General features: G+C 64.3%; 13 protein-coding genes and 2 pseudogenes. 2 read left to right on the forward strand and 13 right to left on the reverse strand.

Going from position 1 to position 17,325, the window contains the following annotated elements; all coding sequences use genetic code 11:
- The 9 genes and pseudogenes from A7D16_RS22665 to A7D16_RS18185 form a co-directional block, all read right to left on the reverse strand.
- Positions 1 to 137: pseudogene (locus A7D16_RS22665) on the reverse strand (IS5/IS1182 family transposase); the annotation flags it as partial.
- Between the two features lie 94 nt (positions 138 to 231).
- Positions 232 to 495 (reverse strand): hypothetical protein, encoded by a 264-nt coding sequence (locus tag A7D16_RS18155; protein WP_064634665.1) that lies wholly within the window; start codon positions 493 to 495, stop codon positions 232 to 234.
- Positions 496 to 937: 442 nt separating this feature from the next.
- On the reverse strand, positions 938 to 1,384 hold the full coding sequence (locus A7D16_RS23275) for a hypothetical protein (protein ID WP_153043188.1): 447 nt from the start codon (positions 1,382 to 1,384) through the stop codon (positions 938 to 940).
- Positions 1,385 to 2,213: 829 nt separating this feature from the next.
- Positions 2,214 to 3,182 (reverse strand): protein translocase subunit SecF, encoded by a 969-nt coding sequence (gene secF, locus A7D16_RS18160; RefSeq protein ID WP_064634666.1) that lies wholly within the window; start codon positions 3,180 to 3,182, stop codon positions 2,214 to 2,216.
- Positions 3,183 to 3,296: 114 nt separating this feature from the next.
- Positions 3,297 to 5,141, reverse strand: coding sequence for a protein translocase subunit SecD (gene secD / locus A7D16_RS18165; protein ID WP_064634676.1), 1,845 nt, complete (start codon positions 5,139 to 5,141; stop codon positions 3,297 to 3,299).
- Positions 5,142 to 5,473: 332 nt separating this feature from the next.
- Positions 5,474 to 5,827: a preprotein translocase subunit YajC gene (gene yajC, locus A7D16_RS18170; protein ID WP_064634667.1), complete on the reverse strand. Its 354-nt coding sequence runs from the start codon at positions 5,825 to 5,827 to the stop codon at positions 5,474 to 5,476.
- A gap of 131 nt (positions 5,828 to 5,958) precedes the next feature.
- Entirely contained in the window at positions 5,959 to 7,104 is a 1,146-nt protein-coding gene (tgt, locus tag A7D16_RS18175) for a tRNA guanosine(34) transglycosylase Tgt (RefSeq protein WP_064634668.1), read from the reverse strand.
- A 197-nt stretch (positions 7,105 to 7,301) separates the two neighbouring features.
- Positions 7,302 to 8,372 carry a tRNA preQ1(34) S-adenosylmethionine ribosyltransferase-isomerase QueA gene (gene queA, locus A7D16_RS18180; RefSeq protein WP_064634669.1) on the reverse strand — a complete coding sequence of 357 codons (1,071 nt, stop codon included), beginning with the start codon at positions 8,370 to 8,372 and terminating at the stop codon, positions 7,302 to 7,304.
- Positions 8,373 to 8,659: 287 nt separating this feature from the next.
- Complete coding sequence (locus A7D16_RS18185) at positions 8,660 to 9,091, reverse strand: Lrp/AsnC family transcriptional regulator (protein WP_064634670.1); 432 nt, start codon at positions 9,089 to 9,091, stop codon at positions 8,660 to 8,662.
- Positions 9,092 to 9,212: 121 nt separating this feature from the next.
- Here A7D16_RS18185 and A7D16_RS18195 point away from each other — a divergent pair, with 121 nt between their 5' ends.
- Positions 9,213 to 10,709, forward strand: coding sequence for an aminotransferase class III-fold pyridoxal phosphate-dependent enzyme (locus A7D16_RS18195; RefSeq protein WP_064634671.1), 1,497 nt, complete (start codon positions 9,213 to 9,215; stop codon positions 10,707 to 10,709).
- Positions 10,710 to 10,892: 183 nt separating this feature from the next.
- On the opposite strand, the gene A7D16_RS18200 is transcribed toward A7D16_RS18195, so the two are convergent.
- The 3 genes from A7D16_RS18200 to A7D16_RS18210 are packed head-to-tail and all read right to left on the reverse strand — an operon-like array spanning position 10,893 to position 15,948.
- A complete protein-coding gene (locus A7D16_RS18200) occupies positions 10,893 to 12,272 on the reverse strand; it encodes a purple acid phosphatase family protein (protein ID WP_064634672.1) in 1,380 nt (459 codons plus the stop codon).
- Entirely contained in the window at positions 12,269 to 13,390 is a 1,122-nt protein-coding gene (locus tag A7D16_RS18205) for a phytase (RefSeq protein WP_064634673.1), read from the reverse strand. Before A7D16_RS18205 ends, A7D16_RS18200 begins: the two co-directional genes overlap by 4 nt.
- The gene (locus A7D16_RS18210; RefSeq protein ID WP_064634674.1) at positions 13,387 to 15,948 is read right to left on the reverse strand and encodes a TonB-dependent receptor; all 2,562 of its coding nucleotides are present in this window, start codon (positions 15,946 to 15,948) and stop codon (positions 13,387 to 13,389) included. The genes A7D16_RS18205 and A7D16_RS18210 overlap by 4 nt, the downstream gene beginning before the upstream one ends.
- Before the next feature lie 151 nt (positions 15,949 to 16,099).
- On the opposite strand from A7D16_RS18210, the gene upp reads away from it, so the two are divergent.
- On the forward strand, positions 16,100 to 16,732 hold the full coding sequence (upp, locus tag A7D16_RS18215; protein ID WP_064634675.1) for a uracil phosphoribosyltransferase: 633 nt from the start codon (positions 16,100 to 16,102) through the stop codon (positions 16,730 to 16,732).
- Positions 16,733 to 17,177: 445 nt separating this feature from the next.
- On the opposite strand, the pseudogene A7D16_RS22675 reads toward upp, so the two are convergent.
- Positions 17,178 to 17,325: pseudogene (locus tag A7D16_RS22675) on the reverse strand (IS110 family transposase); the annotation flags it as partial.

Below are 17,325 nucleotides of genomic sequence, written 5' to 3' on the forward strand. Positions count from 1 at the left end.
ACGTACAACACTGCGCACCACACCTCATATAAATCCACACGGCGTGGCTTGGTGCGCTTGCGCGCTTGTTCCAGGATCGGCAGCACGTGTGCGAACTGCTCCCGGCTCATGTCACTCGGATAGGTCTTTTGGCGCATCCGCATAGTCTGCACTGATCTGCGAAGATCGTGAACAGGTTCTAACGCCTGAGTTAAGCCGAGTTGCTAAGCGCAGTTCGGCTTGAATGAACTGTTAGGCGGCTGATCCATTATGGACGCCGCTGGGTGGACCAATGAGGGAGTCAATGCCCTCATCCCGAATGGTGCGCAACGCCTCGTCAAGTGCGGCCTGGTCCGTGGCGAATAGGTCATCCCAGACGGTGGAATTATTGAACTCATCAACAGCCTCAAGAGTCCAGTCGGTGTCGGGGCCGCGATAGATCTCTAGGCGAACAGTGCGGCCACCGGTCGTGACGAAGCGGCATAAGGGCGATGTAACAAGCTGATAGTTGTCCATGAAAAGTCTCAGTTGCGATTGTCTCTACTCATCCGCGTAACGCGTGAGTTAAGCCGAGTTGCGAAGCAACTTCGGCTTGAATGAGTTGTTAGGCAGTGAGTGGCCGCAAAGGTTGGATGGTGCAACCATGCTCCCCAGCACTGCCGCCTGGACAAAGTGTGCCACAGGTTGCGGGACAGAGCTTGCCCCAGCAATGCAGAGGCGCGTGGTGCCACCGAAGCCAAACACAATGAGCACAGCGCGGCGATGACGTGCGAAGGCGAAGCACTGAACTTACCGCTGCCCACAACGGCGATGACTGCTCCCCGGAGCCGGCCACATGCATACCTGCGGACTCACCGAAGTGGCAAGCACCAACGCATTTGCTCCACCACTGCCTAACGCATGAATTAAGCCGCGCCGCGTAGCGGCGTCTGCTTGAATGAGTTGTTAGGCGCATGATTCATGACTTGTCGCTCTTGCTGATCTTTGCCACTTGCGCACAAGAAGCAGCTACGTATGCCTTGTATAGCGACTCAAGCCCACTTTGATAAGGTTGCTTTTGCTCTAGCCACTTTATATTCAGCTGAGAGAAGAAGAGAGCCGAAAAAATAAAATCATCTCTTGGGTCGAAGCTATAGCTGCGAACAAGACTGTTGAAGTAAGTGTCCTCGCTGGAGCCCGTTTGCTTTGCCTTTGCGGCTTGGTTGATAACTTCTGAAAGTTTCCCGGCCGCATGTGCACTTACCGCAGCGTCTGCAATTTTGGCACAAGAGGCAGCAATGGTACTCCTGTCTGGAACCCCAGACATTGTATCGGTGAGTTCAAGTTGAACGCGCCCTTGGGCTTGAGCTTGCGCAAATGCGCTAGTGCAAAAGAAGGCAGCAACGAGTGAGAGGGTATTCTTCATGCGGATTGGTTCCAATTTTTGGGCAGCGCCTAACGCGTGAGTTAAGCCGAGTTGCGAAGCAACTTCGGCTTGAATGAGTTGTTAGGCAGTGAGTGGCCGCAAAGGTTGGATGGTGCAACCATGCTCCCCAGCACTGCCGCCTGGACCGAGTGTGCCACAGGTTGCGGGACAGAGCTTGCCCCAGCAATGCAGAGGCGCGTGGTACCACCGAAGCCAAACACAATGAGCACAGCGCGGCGATGACGTGCGAAGGCGAAGCACTGAACTTACCGCTGCCCACAACGGCGATGACTGCTCCCCGGAGCCGGCCACATGCATACCTGCGGACTCACCGAAGTGGCAAGCACCAACGCATTTGCTCCACCACTGCCTAACTACTATTGGACCGCCAAAATGCGGTGTTGCGCTGAGTATCTTCGATCGCTGGCGCTTTGTGAACTGGGGAAATCCTAGCCGGGGTATGGGATTGCACGACGGCAAGCGGCCGCGACCATGTGGATGCTTGCGGTGTTATCCAGCACAGACGCAGGCGTATGAGATACACCCCCAAAAAAGCGGCGTAACAGCAATTGCAGCGCCCTGGCTACACGATCAGGTGAGCGACCACCTGCGGGCACGGCACTACAGCCTGCGCACCGGGCAGCCTCTCTGAGCTGGATACAGCGCTTCATCCTGGCCAGCGGCAAGCGCCATCCGGCGCAGATGGACCAGGTTCAAAATCTTGCGTAGTGGCCGTCGCAGTGCACAACCGCACACGCACGACGTCCACACCCAGAAACGAAAAAACCGCGCACTGCGCGGTTTTTTCGTCACACCTTTTGCCAACCCATCAAGGACGACGCGCCAGCGCCTCCACGTCCTTGGCCTTGGGCAGCAGGTCCTGCTTGGTCACCGCAAATGGTCCGATGCTCAGCATCGGCACCGCGACGATCACCGAGGAAATCACCACGATGACCGCGCCGATCATGTGCGTCTCGGCCAGGCCTTCCATCGACTCGCCGCCGTAGATGTACAGCGCCAACGCCGACAGGAAGAACATCACCGCGGTGATCACCGTGCGCGAGAGCGTCTGGTTGATCGAACGGTTCAACACTTCCAGCGGCTCCACGCGCAGCGCGCGGAAGTTTTCACGCACGCGGTCGAACACCACGATGATGTCGTTGATCGCAAAGCCCATCACCGAGAGCAGGCCGGCCAGCACGGTCAGGTCGAATTCGCGGCCGGTCAGCGACACGAAGGCCACGGTGACCAGCAAATCGAACAAGGCAGTGAGGCTGGCGACCACCGCAAACTTCCATTCGAAGCGGAACGCGATGTAGATCAAGAAGCCCACCAGCATGAACACCGTGGCGTACACGCCGTTCAAGGCCAGGTCCTTGCCCACCTGCGGGCCGACGAACTCGCCCGGCTGCACGGTGGCGGGGTTCTGCGCGGTGCTGACGGCCTTGCGCACTTCCTCGGCAACCGTGGTTGCGGCATCGTCGCGATTATTGTGCTGCTCGCGCGCCTGCAGGCGAATCATCACTTCGTTGCCGCCGCGTGCGTTCTGCACCTGGGCATTTTCGAACCCGGCCTTGGACAGCTGCTCGCGCACCTGGTCCACGTCCACCGGTTTCTGGAACGAGGTCTGCACCAAGGTGCCGCCGGTGAATTCCAGGGCGTAGTTGAAGCCCTTGCCGACGATGATGCCGACCGAGGCGACTGCCAGCACCAGCATCAGGATCAGCACCGGCTTGCGCCAGCGCATGAAATCGATCTTGGTGTCGTTGGGAATGAGATGGAGCGGGAACAATTTCATGGAAAAGATCTTCCGTTTAGACGTTGCGCACCATCGGGATGCGCAACGCTTGCGAAGGGATTCATCTCTCGACCCCTACAGCTTGGCTGCATGGATCGAGGCCGGACTCGCATCTCAGATAGCGACAGATTTCAGCTTCTTGCGGCTGCCGTAGATCAGCACCGCCAGCGCACGCGACACGGTGATCGCGGTGAACATCGAGGCGAAAATACCGATCATCATGGTCAGCGCGAAGCCCTTCAGCGGGCCGGTGCCGAAGGCGTACAAGGCCACCGCCACGATCAACCCGGTGAGGTTGGCATCGAGGATGGTGCCGCCGGCCTTTTCATAGCCGGCGGCAATCGCCGACTTGGCTGGCACGCCCAGGCGCAATTCTTCGCGGATACGCTCGTTGATCAGCACGTTGGCGTCCACCGACAGACCCACCGACAGGGCCAGGCCGGCAAAACCGGGCAGCGTCATGGTGGCGCCGAACAGCGACATCACCGCCACCACGATCAGCAGGTTGAACAGCAACGCCACCGAGGTGATCGCGCCGAACACGCGGTAGTAGATGGTGAAAAACACCAGCGTGAACAGGAACGAGTAGATCACTGCGGTGACGCCGCGCTCCACGTTCTCTGCACCCAGGCTTGGGCCGATCACGTATTCCTCGACGAAATCCATCGGTGCCGCCAGCGAACCGGATTTCAGCAGCTTGGCCAGGTTCTCGGCCTCCACCTTCTCCAGGCCGGTGGTCTGGAAGTTCTTGCCGAACACGCCGGCGATGCGGGTCGGCGACAGTGCCTCTTCCTTGACCCGCACGCTGCGCACTTCCTTGCCGTCGACCATGGTCACGGTGGGAATGCGTTCGATATAGACCACCGACATCAGCTTGCCGACGTTGGCGCTGGTGTAGTCGAGCATGCGCTGGCCGGCGACGTTGTTGAGCGTCACCGACACCGCCGGCATGCCGTTCTGGTCGTTGGACACGCTGGCGCTGACCATCTGGTCGCCGGTCACCAGCGCGCGCTTGTTGAGCAACACGGGCGCATTGCTGTCGCGCAGGCGGTAGACCTTGGCTTCCGGCGGAATGGTGCCGCTGCGCACGGCATCTTCGGCGTTGCCTTCGACCACCGCGCGGAATTCCAGCGAGGCGGTGGCACCGATCAGGCGCTTGGCCTCGGCGGTGTCCTGCAGGCCCGGCAGCTCGACCACGATGCGGTCTTCGCCCTGGCGCTGGATGGTTGGCTCGGACACGCCCAGCGCGTTGACGCGGTTACGCAAGGTGGTGAGGTTCTGCTCGATCGCGCCGCTGGCGATCTGCTTGAGTTCGGCCTCGGGCACCTTGACCGAGATGTTCTGGCCGCTGACGTCGTAGGTCAGCGTCGGCTGCGACTTGGCCAGCGCGGTGCGCGCGGCGTCGACACTGGCGCCTTCGCTCAGGCTGACCTGGATGCTGTTGTCGCCGCGGCGCTCGACCGAGCGGTAGGCGATACGGCCATCGCGCAAGGTGGTGCGGATGTCTTCGGCAAAGCCGTCCAGGCGCTTTTCCACTGCGGCCTTCTGGTCGACCTGCATGGCGAAGTGCACGCCACCGACCAGGTCCAACCCCAGCACCATGGGCTTGCCGCCCAGTTTGGCCAGCCATTCCGGCACGGTCGAAGCCAGGTTCAGCGCCACCGTGTAGTTCTCGCCCAGCTGCTGGCGCAGCACGTCGTTGGCGCGGGTCTGGGCCTGCAGGGTGGGCAGGCGCACCATCAGGCTCTCGCCTTCCTTGGTGACAGCCTTGGGCGTGATGCCCGCGCCCTTGAGCTCGCCGTCGATACGGCTGCGCAATGCGTCGTCGAGCTGCGCACCGCGGCTGGCGGTGATCTGCACGGACGGGTCCTTCTGGTAGATGTTGGGCAGCGCATACAGCGCGCTGACCGCCAGCACCAGCAGGATCAGGAAATACTTCCAGCGAGGAAATTCGAGCATTGCGACAGTCCCGCACAGCACCATCCCGGCGCCGCGCCTAGCAGTGAGAACGACTTCAAGCGGCCGATACAACGTCGCGAGCGGTCATCCGGTGGATACGGGCAGTGCGCCGAGCGAAAGCGCCCGAAGGGCGAGTTCCGACTTCGTGCACCGACTGCGCCCGCCTGACGGTGCGCGCAGTTGTGGTGTTGCAGGTGTTCGTGTGCAGCGACGTCTCAAGCAGCCCCAAGCACGCATCGGCAGCACGACGACAGCGGTGTGTGCGAGCGGCCGCTGGCGGTTTGGAGCACCGGCCGGCAGCGCCAGACGGTGCCCGATGCCGATGGCGCGACTCAGCTGGCCGACTTCAACGTGCCCTTGGGCAGCACATGGCCCACGGCGCTCTTCTGCACGCGGATGCGCACGTTGTCGGCCACTTCCACGCTGATGAAGTTGTCGCCGATGTCGGTGATCACGCCGGCAACGCCGCCGGAGGTGATGACTTCATCGCCGCGTGCCAGCTTGTCCAGCAGCGACTTGTGCTCCTTCTGACGCTTCATCTGCGGGCGGATCATCAGGAAGTACATGACAGCGATCAGGATGATCGGCAGCGCGAAGGTGGACAGGCCACCCAACGGGCCGGCTGCCGGCGCACCGCCGGTGGCTTGCGCCTGGGCGACGGGGATCAGGAAATCGAGCAAATTCATTCAATGCATCCTAGTTTGGTGCCAGCGCGCCCACGGGCCCACTCGCTATTCAGGTACCGCCAGGGCGGAGCAGCCGGGAATTATGCCATGCGGGTTCGCAACCGTCCGCGCCAGGGCGCGGACAGCCGGTTTCAGCTGGTTTCCCCCGGCAACGGCGGCGTGATGGCGCCGCGTGCCGCATAGAAGGACCGCCGGAACTCCACAAAGGTTCCCGAGGCGATGGCTGCGCGCAGGTCGGCCATCAATTTTTCGTAGTACCAGAGGTTGTGCAGGGTGCCCAGCATCGGCGCCAGCATCTCGTTGCAGCGGTCCAGATGGCGCAGGTAGGAGCGCGTGTAGCCGCTGCTGCAGGCGTGGCAGCCGCACCCCGGCTCGATGGTGTCCAGGTCGCGTTCGTACTTGGCGTTGCGGATGCGCACGGTGCCGAACGAGGTGAAATAGTGGCCGTTGCGCGCATTGCGGGTGGGCATGACGCAGTCGAACATGTCCACGCCACGGGCCACGCCTTCGACCAGGTCCTCGGGCCGGCCCACCCCCATCAGATAGCGCGGGCGCTCGGCCGGCAGGCGCGGATGCAGGTGTTCGAGCATGGCGTTGCGCTCGTGTTCGGGCTCGCCCACCGCCAGGCCGCCGATCGCGTAGCCATCGAAGCCGATGGCGCGCAGGCCGTCCAGCGAGCGGCTGCGCAGGCCCGGGTGCACCCCGCCCTGCACGATGCCGAACAGCGCCGCATCGTTGCCCAACCCGTCGTGCGCATCGCGCGAGCGCTGCGCCCAGCGCAGGCTCAGCTCCATCGAGCGCCGCGCCACCTCATCGGTGGCGGGGTACGGCGTGCACTCGTCGAAGATCATCACGATGTCAGAGTCGAGCACCTTCTGGATCTGCATGCTCTCCTCCGGCCCCAGGAACACCCGTGCGCCGTCGGTGGGCGAGGAAAACGTCACGCCCTGCTCGGTGATCTTGCGGCGATGCGCCAGCGAGAACACCTGGAAACCACCGGAATCGGTAAGGATCGGCCCGTCCCAGCGCGCAAACCCGTGCAGCCCGCCGTGGTCGCCGATCACATCCAGACCGGGGCGCAGATACAGATGGAAGGTATTGCCCAGGATGATCTCCGCCCCCAGCGCGCGGATCTGCTCGGGCAGGATGCCCTTGACCGAGCCATAGGTGCCCACCGGCATGAATGCCGGCGTTTCCACCGTGCCGCGCGGAAAGGTCAGGCGGCCACGCCGGGCATGGCCGTCGGTGGCCTGGAGCTGGAACTGGAGTCGGGACATTGAGGGGCCGGGATTTGGGATTCGGGATTCGGGATTGGCAAGAGCGGCTGCGGCGGTGGGCGGAAGGCTGCGGCAACGTCGAGCCCGCTCACTTGATGATTGATTGCCGTGGGCGACGTGGCCGCTGGCTGAGCGTTGAACCTTGGGAAGTCTGAAGCGAGTTTGGCGGAAGCGGGAAGCGCAGCGAACCTCTGCTTTTACGAATCCCCACTGCCTAATCCCCAATCCCGGCCCCACAACAACATCGCATCGCCATACGAAAAGAAGCGATAGCGCTGGGCGATGGCGTGCTGGTAGGCGGCGAAGATGCGTTCGCGGCCGGCGAAGGCCGAGACCATCATCAGCAAGGTGCTTTCGGGCAGGTGGAAGTTGGTGACCATCGCATCGACGCTGCGGATGCGGTAGCCGGGCAGGATGAAGATCTGGGTTTCGCCGGCGAACGGCAGCAGTTCGCCGTCAGGCGCCGCATCTGTCTTGCGCCAGGCGCTTTCCAGCGAGCGCACCACCGTCGTGCCCACCGCGATGACGCGGCCGCCGCGCTCACGCGTGCGGCGCACCTGCTCCACCAGCGCGGCACCGACGTTGAGCCATTCTTTATGCATCACGTGCTGGTCGAGGCTGTCCACACGCACCGGCTGGAAGGTGCCGGCGCCCACGTGCAGGGTGACGTGGCCGAACTCCACCCCGCGCTCGCGCAGGCGTGCCAGCAGCGCCTCGTCGAAATGCAGGCCGGCGGTGGGCGCGGCGACCGCACCGACTTCGCGCGCAAACACGGTCTGGTAGCGCTCGCGGTCTTCAATGCCCGGCTCGCGGCGGATATAGGGCGGCAGCGGCAGGCGCCCGGCCTCCAGCAGCCAGTGTTCCAGCGGGGTCGGGATCTCGAAGCGCAGCAGATAGAACTCGCCATCGCGCCCGAGCACCTCGGCCTGGCCGCCGGCATCCAGCGCGATCAGGCTGCCGGCCTTGGGCGACTTGCTGGCACCGATCTGCACCCGCGCCTGCCGCTCGCCCAGCAGGCGCTCGATCAGGATCTCTACCCGCCCGCCACTGGCCTTCTGCCCGAACAACCGCGCTGGGATGACGCGGGTGTCGTTGAAGATCAGCAGGTCACCCGGCTGCAGCAGCTCGGGCAGATCGCGCACCTGGCGGTCGGCCAGCGCCTGTGGCGACGGCGGCACCACCAGCAGGCGGCTGGCCGCGCGCTCGGCCAGCGGCGCCTGGGCGATCAATTCGTCGGGCAGGTCGTAATGGAAATCGGACTTCTTCAAGGCGAGGCGGTACAGCGGTTTGGGGGCGCTAGTTTAGCGGGACATGCTGAGGACATCCTTCTCCCATCGGGAGAAGGTGGCGCGCAGCGCCGGATGAGGGTAGGAGCGAAGCACTATTGGCGTTCGAGCACACGGGGGCTTCGCCCCGTGCCCTCACCCCAACCCCCGCTTCGCGCCCCGGCCCGCGCTTGCGGCGCGGGCGCTCCAAGGCACGCGTGCCAGTGGCGCGCCAGCCGCGCCTTCTCGCCCCGCAGGGAGAGGGGCTTTGCTAGCTCCCGATTCCCCATTTACCGCTCGAACTTCGTCGACAGAATGATCGACGTCGTCGTGCGCTCCACGCCATCAATGGCGCCGATGGCGTCGGTGAGCACGTCCATTTCGTTGACGCCGCCGACCACGCCCAGGGCGATCAGGTCGTAGGCGCCGCTGACCGAATGCAGCAGGCGCACTTCGGGGATGTCGCGCAACGCCTTGACCACGGAAGGCATCTTCTTGGGCAGCACGGTGATCAGGATGTGCGCGCGGATGCGGCCCTGCTCGTAGGCATCGTGGGTGCGCACGGTGTAGCCGCTGATCACGCCGTCGCGTTCGAGCTTTTCGATGCGGCTCTGCACGGTGGTGCGCGACAGCCCGAGCCGGCGTGCGATCTGCGCGGTGGAGGCGCGCGCGTCCTCGCGCAGCAGCGATAACAGGCGTTCGTCGGAGGGGGTGATTTTCACTATGCGCATTCGTTTCGGCGAATCGACGAAAATACCGTACTTCCTGCCCAGATTCACGCTGCCAAACGCCGATCTTCTGCCGATAATAGGAAACACAACGCCACCGTGTAGGAGATGCGCCATGTCCGTCCTTGCCCCGCTCGCCCCGCTGCGTGCCCATGCCGGCCGCCGCCTGACCGATGGCCTGGACGACGCGACCATCGCGCGCCTGGCCCCCAACCACCCCGATCTGCAGCAGGCAATCAGTGCCGCCGCCAGCGAATATGCGCTGGTGCGCGATGACGCCGCCGACCTGCTGGATCTGGACGAAGACGCACAGATCGGCGCGGTGCAGGAAGGTTTCATCAACTTCTACGCCGACGACGCCGTGACGCCCTATGTGGCGCTTGCCGCGCGCGGGCCATGGGTGGTCACACTCAAGGGCGCAGTGCTGTACGACGCCGGCGGCTACGGCATGCTCGGGTTTGGTCACACGCCGGCGCCGGTGCTGGAGGCCATGGCACGCCCGCAGGTGATGGCCAACGTGATGACGCCCAGCCTGGCGCAGCGCCGGCTCGACCGCGCCCTGCGTGCCGAGATCGGCCACAGCCGCGGCGGCTGCCCGTTCGCACGCTTCATGTGTCTCAATTCCGGCTCCGAAGCGGTAGGCCTGGCCGCGCGTATCGTCGATACCAACGCCAAGCTGCACACCGACCCGGGCGCGCGGCATGCCGGCGCCACCATCAAGCGCCTGGTGGTCAAGGGCAGCTTCCATGGCCGCACCGACCGCCCCGGTTTGTATTCCGATTCCAGCCGCAAGACCTACAGCAAGTATCTGGCCAGCTATCGCGACGAGGATTCGGTGATTGCGATCGCCCCGTACGATGTGGCTGCCCTGGAGCGCGCCTTCGAGGAGGCCGTGCGCAATCACTGGTTCATCGAAGCGGTGTTCCTGGAACCGGTGATGGGCGAAGGCGACCCGGGGCGTGCGCTGCCGGCCGAGTTCTACGCCGCGGCGCGCGCGCTCACCCGCGCGCACGGCAGCCTGCTGCTGGTCGATTCGATCCAGGCCGGGCTGCGCGCGCATGGCGTGCTGTCGGTGGTGGACTACCCGGGCTTCGAGCAGCTGGACCCGCCGGATCTGGAAACCTATTCCAAGGCGCTCAATGCCGCGCAGTACCCGCTATCGGTGCTGGCGGTGACCGAGCACGCCGCGCAGGTGTATCGCAAGGGCACCTACGGCAACACCATGACCACCAACCCGCGTGCGCTGGATGTGGCTTGCGCCACCCTGGCCTTGTTTACCCCGGCGGTGCGCGACAACATCCGCCTGCGCGGCGCGCAGGCAATCGCCAAGCTGGAAGCCTTGCAAGCCGAACTCGGCGGGTTGATCACCAAGGTGCAAGGCACCGGGCTGCTGTTCTCCTGCGAGCTGGCACCGCAGTTCAAGTGCTACGGCGCCGGCTCTACCGAAGAGTGGTTGCGCCATCGCGGCGTCAACGTGATCCACGGCGGCGAGAATTCGCTGCGCTTTACCCCGCATTTTGCGATGGACGAAGACGAGCTGGATCTGCTGGTCGGCTTGATTGCGCGTGCGTTGAAGGAAGGTCCGCGTCAGGTGCAGGCCGAGGCGGCCTGATCCGCACTGCCTGACGCTCAACAGTTCAAGGGCGGCTGCCGGTTAAGCAGTCGCCTGAGTGGCCCTGCAGCGGTACGCGATACACCAGCGACCGTTGCATGATCGCGCCCGTGCCTGCTGCGCGGCAAACGACGGCTGCCACGTTGCCGCACAGCAGTGAACGCGGCGGCCTTTCTGTCGCATTTACTCCCAGCACCGATCTGCGCGCCCCTTGAGCGTGGCACTACGCGGGCAATCGCGTGGTGCAATGCGCCCGGGCTCATGCTCGATCAAGCGTTTGCTGCCGTTGCTGTCGCGCTGCAGCTCGAACGCGTCGTACAGCCGCCCGGTGGCGGTGCGCGATTCGTAAACCAGGTGCTGGCTGTCGAGACGCAGCACCTGATAGAGCTGAGTGTCTTCGCCCACCGGGCGCATGGTCTTGCGCGCCATGTCCGAGAGTCGGTACTGCTTGGGCCCGGCGATCGAAACCACGAACAACGGCGTCGCCTGCCCGGCTTCGTCGCCGCGCCGGCCATAGGTGTGGTCGTGCCCCTGCAGTACCAGATCCACCTTGTGGCGGCGGATCACCGGCAGCACCTGTTCAACCAATTTTTCGTTCTCGCGATCGGCACGTGGGGAAAAGAACGGCTGATGGATCAGCACGATCGACCAGGGATGCGGGTTGTCGGCCAGTACCTTGTCCAGCCACTGCGCCTGCGCCGGGCCGGTGCCCAACTCCAGCGCCGAGGTGCCGTCGAGCACGGCAATGCGTACGCCCTGATAGTCGAACCAATAGCTGTTGCGCGCGGTGGCGGAAGGTCCGTTGCGCGGCAACGCAAAGGTCACTGGCCAGTGGCTGCCCAGCGTGCGGGTCGCCTGCGGCGTCTCGTCGCCTTCTTCGTGATACTCGTGGTTGCCTGGCGCAGGTGCCACTGCGGTGCCTTCCAGCAGCCAGCGCCCGGCCTCGAACCATTCGGCCCATTCGTTATCGTCCTGGCCATCCTTGCCGCTGACCAGGTCGCCGGCGAACAGCGCCAAGCGCGCGTCCGGCGCCGAGCGCCAGGCCTGGCGGATCACCCGCGAAACCAGACTGAGGTTCTTGTTCTGGGTATCGCCGAAATACAGCAGCGTCAGCGGCGTGGCGGGGCTGGCGGCGGTGCGGAAATGATTCCACGCGCCCCAGGTGCCCTGCCCCTGCACGCGATACGCATATAGCGTGTCCGGCTTCAATCCTTCGACATCGGCGCGATGGTGATGCGAGCTGCCGTTTTCGCTGGCCAGCGTGGCGGTGCTGGCACGAATGCGACGCGGCGCGCCCACATCCGGCGAATCGCCGGCAACCACCAGTTCCAGCCAGGGCTGCTTGACACTGGCATCGGTACGCCACGCCACCGCAAACCCGGTGGCCGCGTCCTGCGCCGGCGTGGCGACGATGCGGTCCGGGAAGCCGTCGGCAACATAATGGGTAGAGCCCGCCGGCACCTGCGTGTTGGGTTCGGCAGCACGTTCCGCTGCTGACGCCACACCGCTCGCTGTTGCCATCACCCCCAGCAATGCGCATGCCGCTGCGCGCACGGCCGTCATGGCGCGCACTCTTTCAAACGCAGCGTGCGCGCGATGTCGCGCCAATCGAACGCGGCCACTGCCTGGTCGTCATGCAATGCGTAGAACACGCCACCCGGAAAACGCGCATCGCTGCGTTGATCCAGCCAGACGCCATCGGTGTTGGCGGTGACGCGGCCCGCAAAAGCGCCCACATGCGCCAGCGTCTTGCGGTCGAACACCTGGAACACGCTGCGGTCCTTGAACTGATCGGTGGCGATCCAGTAGCCGCTGCCGTCGCTGCATGCAAACAAGGTGATGCCTTCGGCCTGTGCCTTGAACAGGCCGGTGCCGATATCGCGGCCGCGATAACGCCCGTCCATGCCGTAGTCGCGTAATTGCGTGCCCACGGCTACGTCTTCTTCGGCAATCATCAGGCGCGCATTGGCTTCATCGCCGAACACCGATTCGGCAATCCGCACTGCACCCGCTTCGCTGGTATCGCCGAAGCTCTGGGTCAACCGTGCCTGCCAGCCCTGCCCCGCAGCGTTCAACTGATAGCGACGAAAGCGCTGACCGAGTTCGGCCAGCGGCGGCGGCAGATCCTTGTTGGTCGGCGACATGTAGTTGTCGCTGACCACCACCTCATAGCCGCCATCATGCTTGCGCACCCACAGGCCGTAGGGCTCGCGGAGTTCGTCCTGGCCGAAGCTGGTCAACGGTTCGAAATGGGGCAGCGAAAATACCTGCACGCGGCGGTTGTCGCGCTCCACCACGAACACCAGATCGTCGACTACCGAAATGCCGTTGGGGCGGTCCAGCTTGCCCAGGGCCTTGCCCTTGCCGCCGACCACGCGCAGACGCTTGCCGCTGTCGCCATCGAACACCACCAGCGCATGCGTGGCCTTGGCCGTGGCGATCACCCAACGGCTGCCATCCGGCGCCATCCAGCTGGCCGGCGAATCCAGATTGTCCGCTGGCGTCAGCGCAGTGATGAAGGCTTCCGGTACCACCTGGTGCGCGACCCTGGCCTCGCTGAGCAAGGGATCCTTCAGCAGCGCTTCGTCGGCTTCGCGGTCGGCCGGGGCACTGGCGCAACCGACCAATGCCAGGGCGGCGGCCAGCAGTGTGGTCTGCAACACACGACGCGGCACGCTCACAGCGCCACCTTCAGGCCCAGCGCATAGGTGCGGCCGTACTCTTCGTGTTGCAGCGTGCGCGAGGGAATGCCCTGATACAGCTCCAATGGCTCATCCAGCAGGTTTTGCGCTTCCAGATACAGGCTGACGTGGCTGTTGAATTGATAGTTCGTGCTGACATCCAGCTGGGTGTGCGGAGCGACATAGATATCGTATGCGCGGCTCTGCCCGATGGTGTCCAGGTACTCGCTGCGATACACCGCTGCCACGCGCGCACTGAAGCCGTATTTTTCATAGCCGAGATGGCCGCTGTAGATGCGCTTGGACGAGCGCGGCAAGGTGAAGTCGTCGCCCGCGCGATTGTCCAGGCCAGGGTTGAAGTCGCTGTCCAGCAGCGTGGCGCTGGCACCGAGCAACAGGCCATTCCATCCTTCGGGCAGGAAGTCCAGGGTCTGCTGCCAGTTGAATTCGGCACCGCGCACCTTCGCGGTGTCCCCATTGATCGAGCGCGTGACCTGCAAGCCCGGAAATTCCGCATCGTTGGTGTTGATGGTCTGCACGATGTAGTCGTCGATCGATTTATGGAACACGCCCAGCGAGATCACGCCGGTGGTGCCGATGTATTTTTCGAACGACAGGTCCAGATTCTGCGAGCGGTACGGATTGAGATCGGGGTTGCCCAGGCTCACTTCGTTATCGCCACGGTTGATGCTCACGCGTGGCGATGCATCGCCGAACGACGGCCGCGACAAGGTCTTGTTGGCGGCAAAGCGCAGCACCCAGTCGTTGCCGGTGTCGTAGCGCAGATGCAGGCCGGGCAGCACGTTGGTGTAGCTGCTGGACGCCTCGCGCGGCGTCACCGTCGCGGTGCGGCCGTTGGCGGCCACATCCACCTGGTTGCCGGTGGCGTCGAACTGGGTGTTTTCCACGCGCACGCCGGCGATCATGCGTAGCGCGCCGATATCCCAGGTGCCCATGGCATAGGTGGCAAAGACATCTTCGGTGGCTTTGTAATCGTCCTGCAGCGAGGTCTGCAGGTTGCCGCCCACATCCTGCGGGCGAGCGCTGTACAGCGTGCCGGAGGTGTTCCAGTAACGGCGCATGCCATCCGAGCCGATGCTTTCGCCCAGGGTGCCGCCACGGTGTTCCGGCGCGGCGGTGGTCCAGTCGCTCAGGTCGATTGCCGGGCCGCGTCGCAATTCTTGCTCGTTGACGTCCACGTCGCGCTCGCGCCAGCGACCTAGCACGCCCATCTTCAGGCTGGAATGCTCGCCGTCGAAGCGCACGTTGATCTGCGCGCTGCGCTCGCTGTCGTCCACCCGCTGGGGCGCAAGCACGAACCGGTCGAACACGAAATCGTCGTTGCGCTGCCAGCCGTTGTCGGAGAACCCCAGCCGCGGAATGCCGCTGTTCTGATCGACGCTGGCCGACAGGTCGTCGCCGTCATAGGTGAAGCGCGCTTCCTTTTCGTCGTTCACGCGTTCGGTGGTCTTGGTGTAGCCCAGCTTGTAATCCACCGTGGCCGCGCTCAGGCGGTTTTCACCGCCAAAGCTCAGCGCCATGGTGTCTTCCTTCTTGGTGCGATAGCGCACGCGCTTGGAGATCGCATCGGCCGGCAGATCGGCCACGTTGTAGGTGCCGTCGCCATTGGCGCTGACCTGCCCATCGGCCAGGCCGAAAATGGTGCGCTGACGCGTTTCGGCATCGTCGAAGCGGCTGTAGAGCGTGCGCAGGTAATAGCGGTTGTCCGCATCCGGGCGCCAATCCAGGTTGAGGTTCGCGCCCATGCGGGTACGTTCGATGAAGTATTTGCGGCGTTGTACTTCGCCAGCGAACAGGTTGTCGTCCGCGCCACCAGCGAAGGTGTCGTAGGCAACCTCGGTATTGTCGGATTCGAATTCGCGGTCCTGGTAATTCACACCCACCGCAACCCCGAAGGTGCCATCGAAGATGTCGCTGTAGTTGAACGCACCCTTCGGGCTGGTCTTGCCCGACAGCGACTGGTGGCTGCCTTCGATGGAGCCACGCAACGTGCGCCCGTCGCGATCGAAGGCGGAGGTGGATTCGACCTGGATCGCACCACCGATGGAATCGCCAGGCATATCCGGCGTCGGCGACTTGACCACCTTCAGGCGCTCGGTGGAATCGGAGGGAATCACGTCCAGCGGCGCCGAGCGGGTGCCGTCTTCCGGCGTACCCATGGTCATGCCGTCGATGGTGACGCTGTTGAGCGCCGAATCCAGACCGCGGATCACCACAAAACGACCTTCGCCCTGGTCGCGGGTCACGCTGACGCCAGGCAGGCGCTGCAAGGATTCTGCAACATTCTTGTCGGGGTAACGGCCCATCGCATCGGAGGCCACCGCATCCTGGATCGCATCGGAGGCGCGCTTGAGATCGACCGCGCGCTCCTGCGCTTCCAGCTGCGGGCGCACTTCCAGCCGTTCCAGATCGATGGCGGCTGCACCGCTGGCTGCGCCGATCGCGGCAACAGGCTCTGCCGCATGTGCCTGCGGGCCCCAGCCGGCGCTTGCCAGCGTCAGCGTGATCGCCAGACAGAGCGGAGTCTTGTTCGACACGAGCGCTTCCCCAATCGGTTAAGAATGGGTGGGCACACTATGTCTACGACGTTTCATTGACATGACATCGGTAGCGGCGATCACACCGGATATGTGGCGACGCACGACGCGGCTGCGGCACACTGTGCGTCTCCCTCACCTGTCGCCGCCCATGAAAATCGTCGAAGTTCGCCACCCCCTCGTCCAGCACAAGATCGGTCTGCTGCGCGATGCCGCCTTGAGCACCAAGGGCTTCCGCGAGTTGGTCACCGAACTGGGCACGCTGCTGGCGTACGAGGCCACCGCGAACCTGGACACCGAATCGCACACCCAGCAGGGCTGGGCCGGCCCGGTGACGGTGCAGCGCATTGCCGGTGCGAAGATCACACTGGTGCCGATCCTGCGCGCGGGCCTGGGCATGTTGCCGGGCGTGCTGGCGCTGATTCCGACCGCACGCGTGAGCGTGGTCGGCCTGCAGCGCGATGAAGAAACCCTGCAGCCGGTGCCCTACTTCGAACGCCTCACCGGCCGCCTGGAAGAACGCGACGCGCTGATCCTGGACCCGATGCTGGCCACCGGCGGCACCCTGATCGCCACCATCGACATGCTCAAGCGCGCCGGCGCCCGCCGCATCAAGGGCATCTTCCTGGTCGCCGCACCGGAAGGCCTGAAGGCGCTGGAAGCGGCGCACCCGGACGTGGAGGTCTACACCGCCGCCATCGACGACCACCTCAACGACAAGGGCTACATCCTGCCCGGCCTGGGCGATGCAGGCGACCGGATCTTCGGCACGCGGGTGGAATGAACTGCGCTGGCGTGATGCCCCTCTTCCTGCGGGGCGGGAAGGCACGGCTTGCGCGCCATTGGCGCGCGTGCCTTGGAGCGCCCGCGCCGCAAGCGCGGGCCGGGGCGCGCAGCGGGGGTTGGGGGGAGGGTACGGCCAAGCGAGGCGTTCGGTGCCTCACCTCTGGCGGCGCGTTGCGACGCGTTTGTCATTGCAGGCACTGGCAACGCATTGAGGCGTACCCTCATCCGGCGCTACGCGCCACCTTCTCCCGAAGGGAGAAGGAACATGCGCTGACTTGAAGCCCCTCTCCCCTCGGGAGAGGGGTTGGGGTGAGGGTACGGTGTGTCAGTGTTCCTGCCGACGCCGTACCCTCATCCGGCGCTACGCGCCACCTTCTCCCTGAGGGAGAAGGAACATGCGCTGACTTGAAGCCCCTCTCCCCTCGGGAGAGCAACTGTCTTGATCAACTGGCGGCGCTAGCCGCCAGTTGATCTCGCATCTTGGCGTTGAGGATGACCAATAATTTGCGCATCGCCGCCACGAGGGCGACCTTGCCCGCTTTGCCCTGCGTGCGTAGCCGCTGGTAAAACTCGCGCAGGGCCGGGTTGAAG

Origin of the sequence: Xanthomonas nasturtii, assembly GCF_001660815.1 — a bacterium.
Lineage (GTDB): Bacteria > Pseudomonadota > Gammaproteobacteria > Xanthomonadales > Xanthomonadaceae > Xanthomonas > Xanthomonas nasturtii.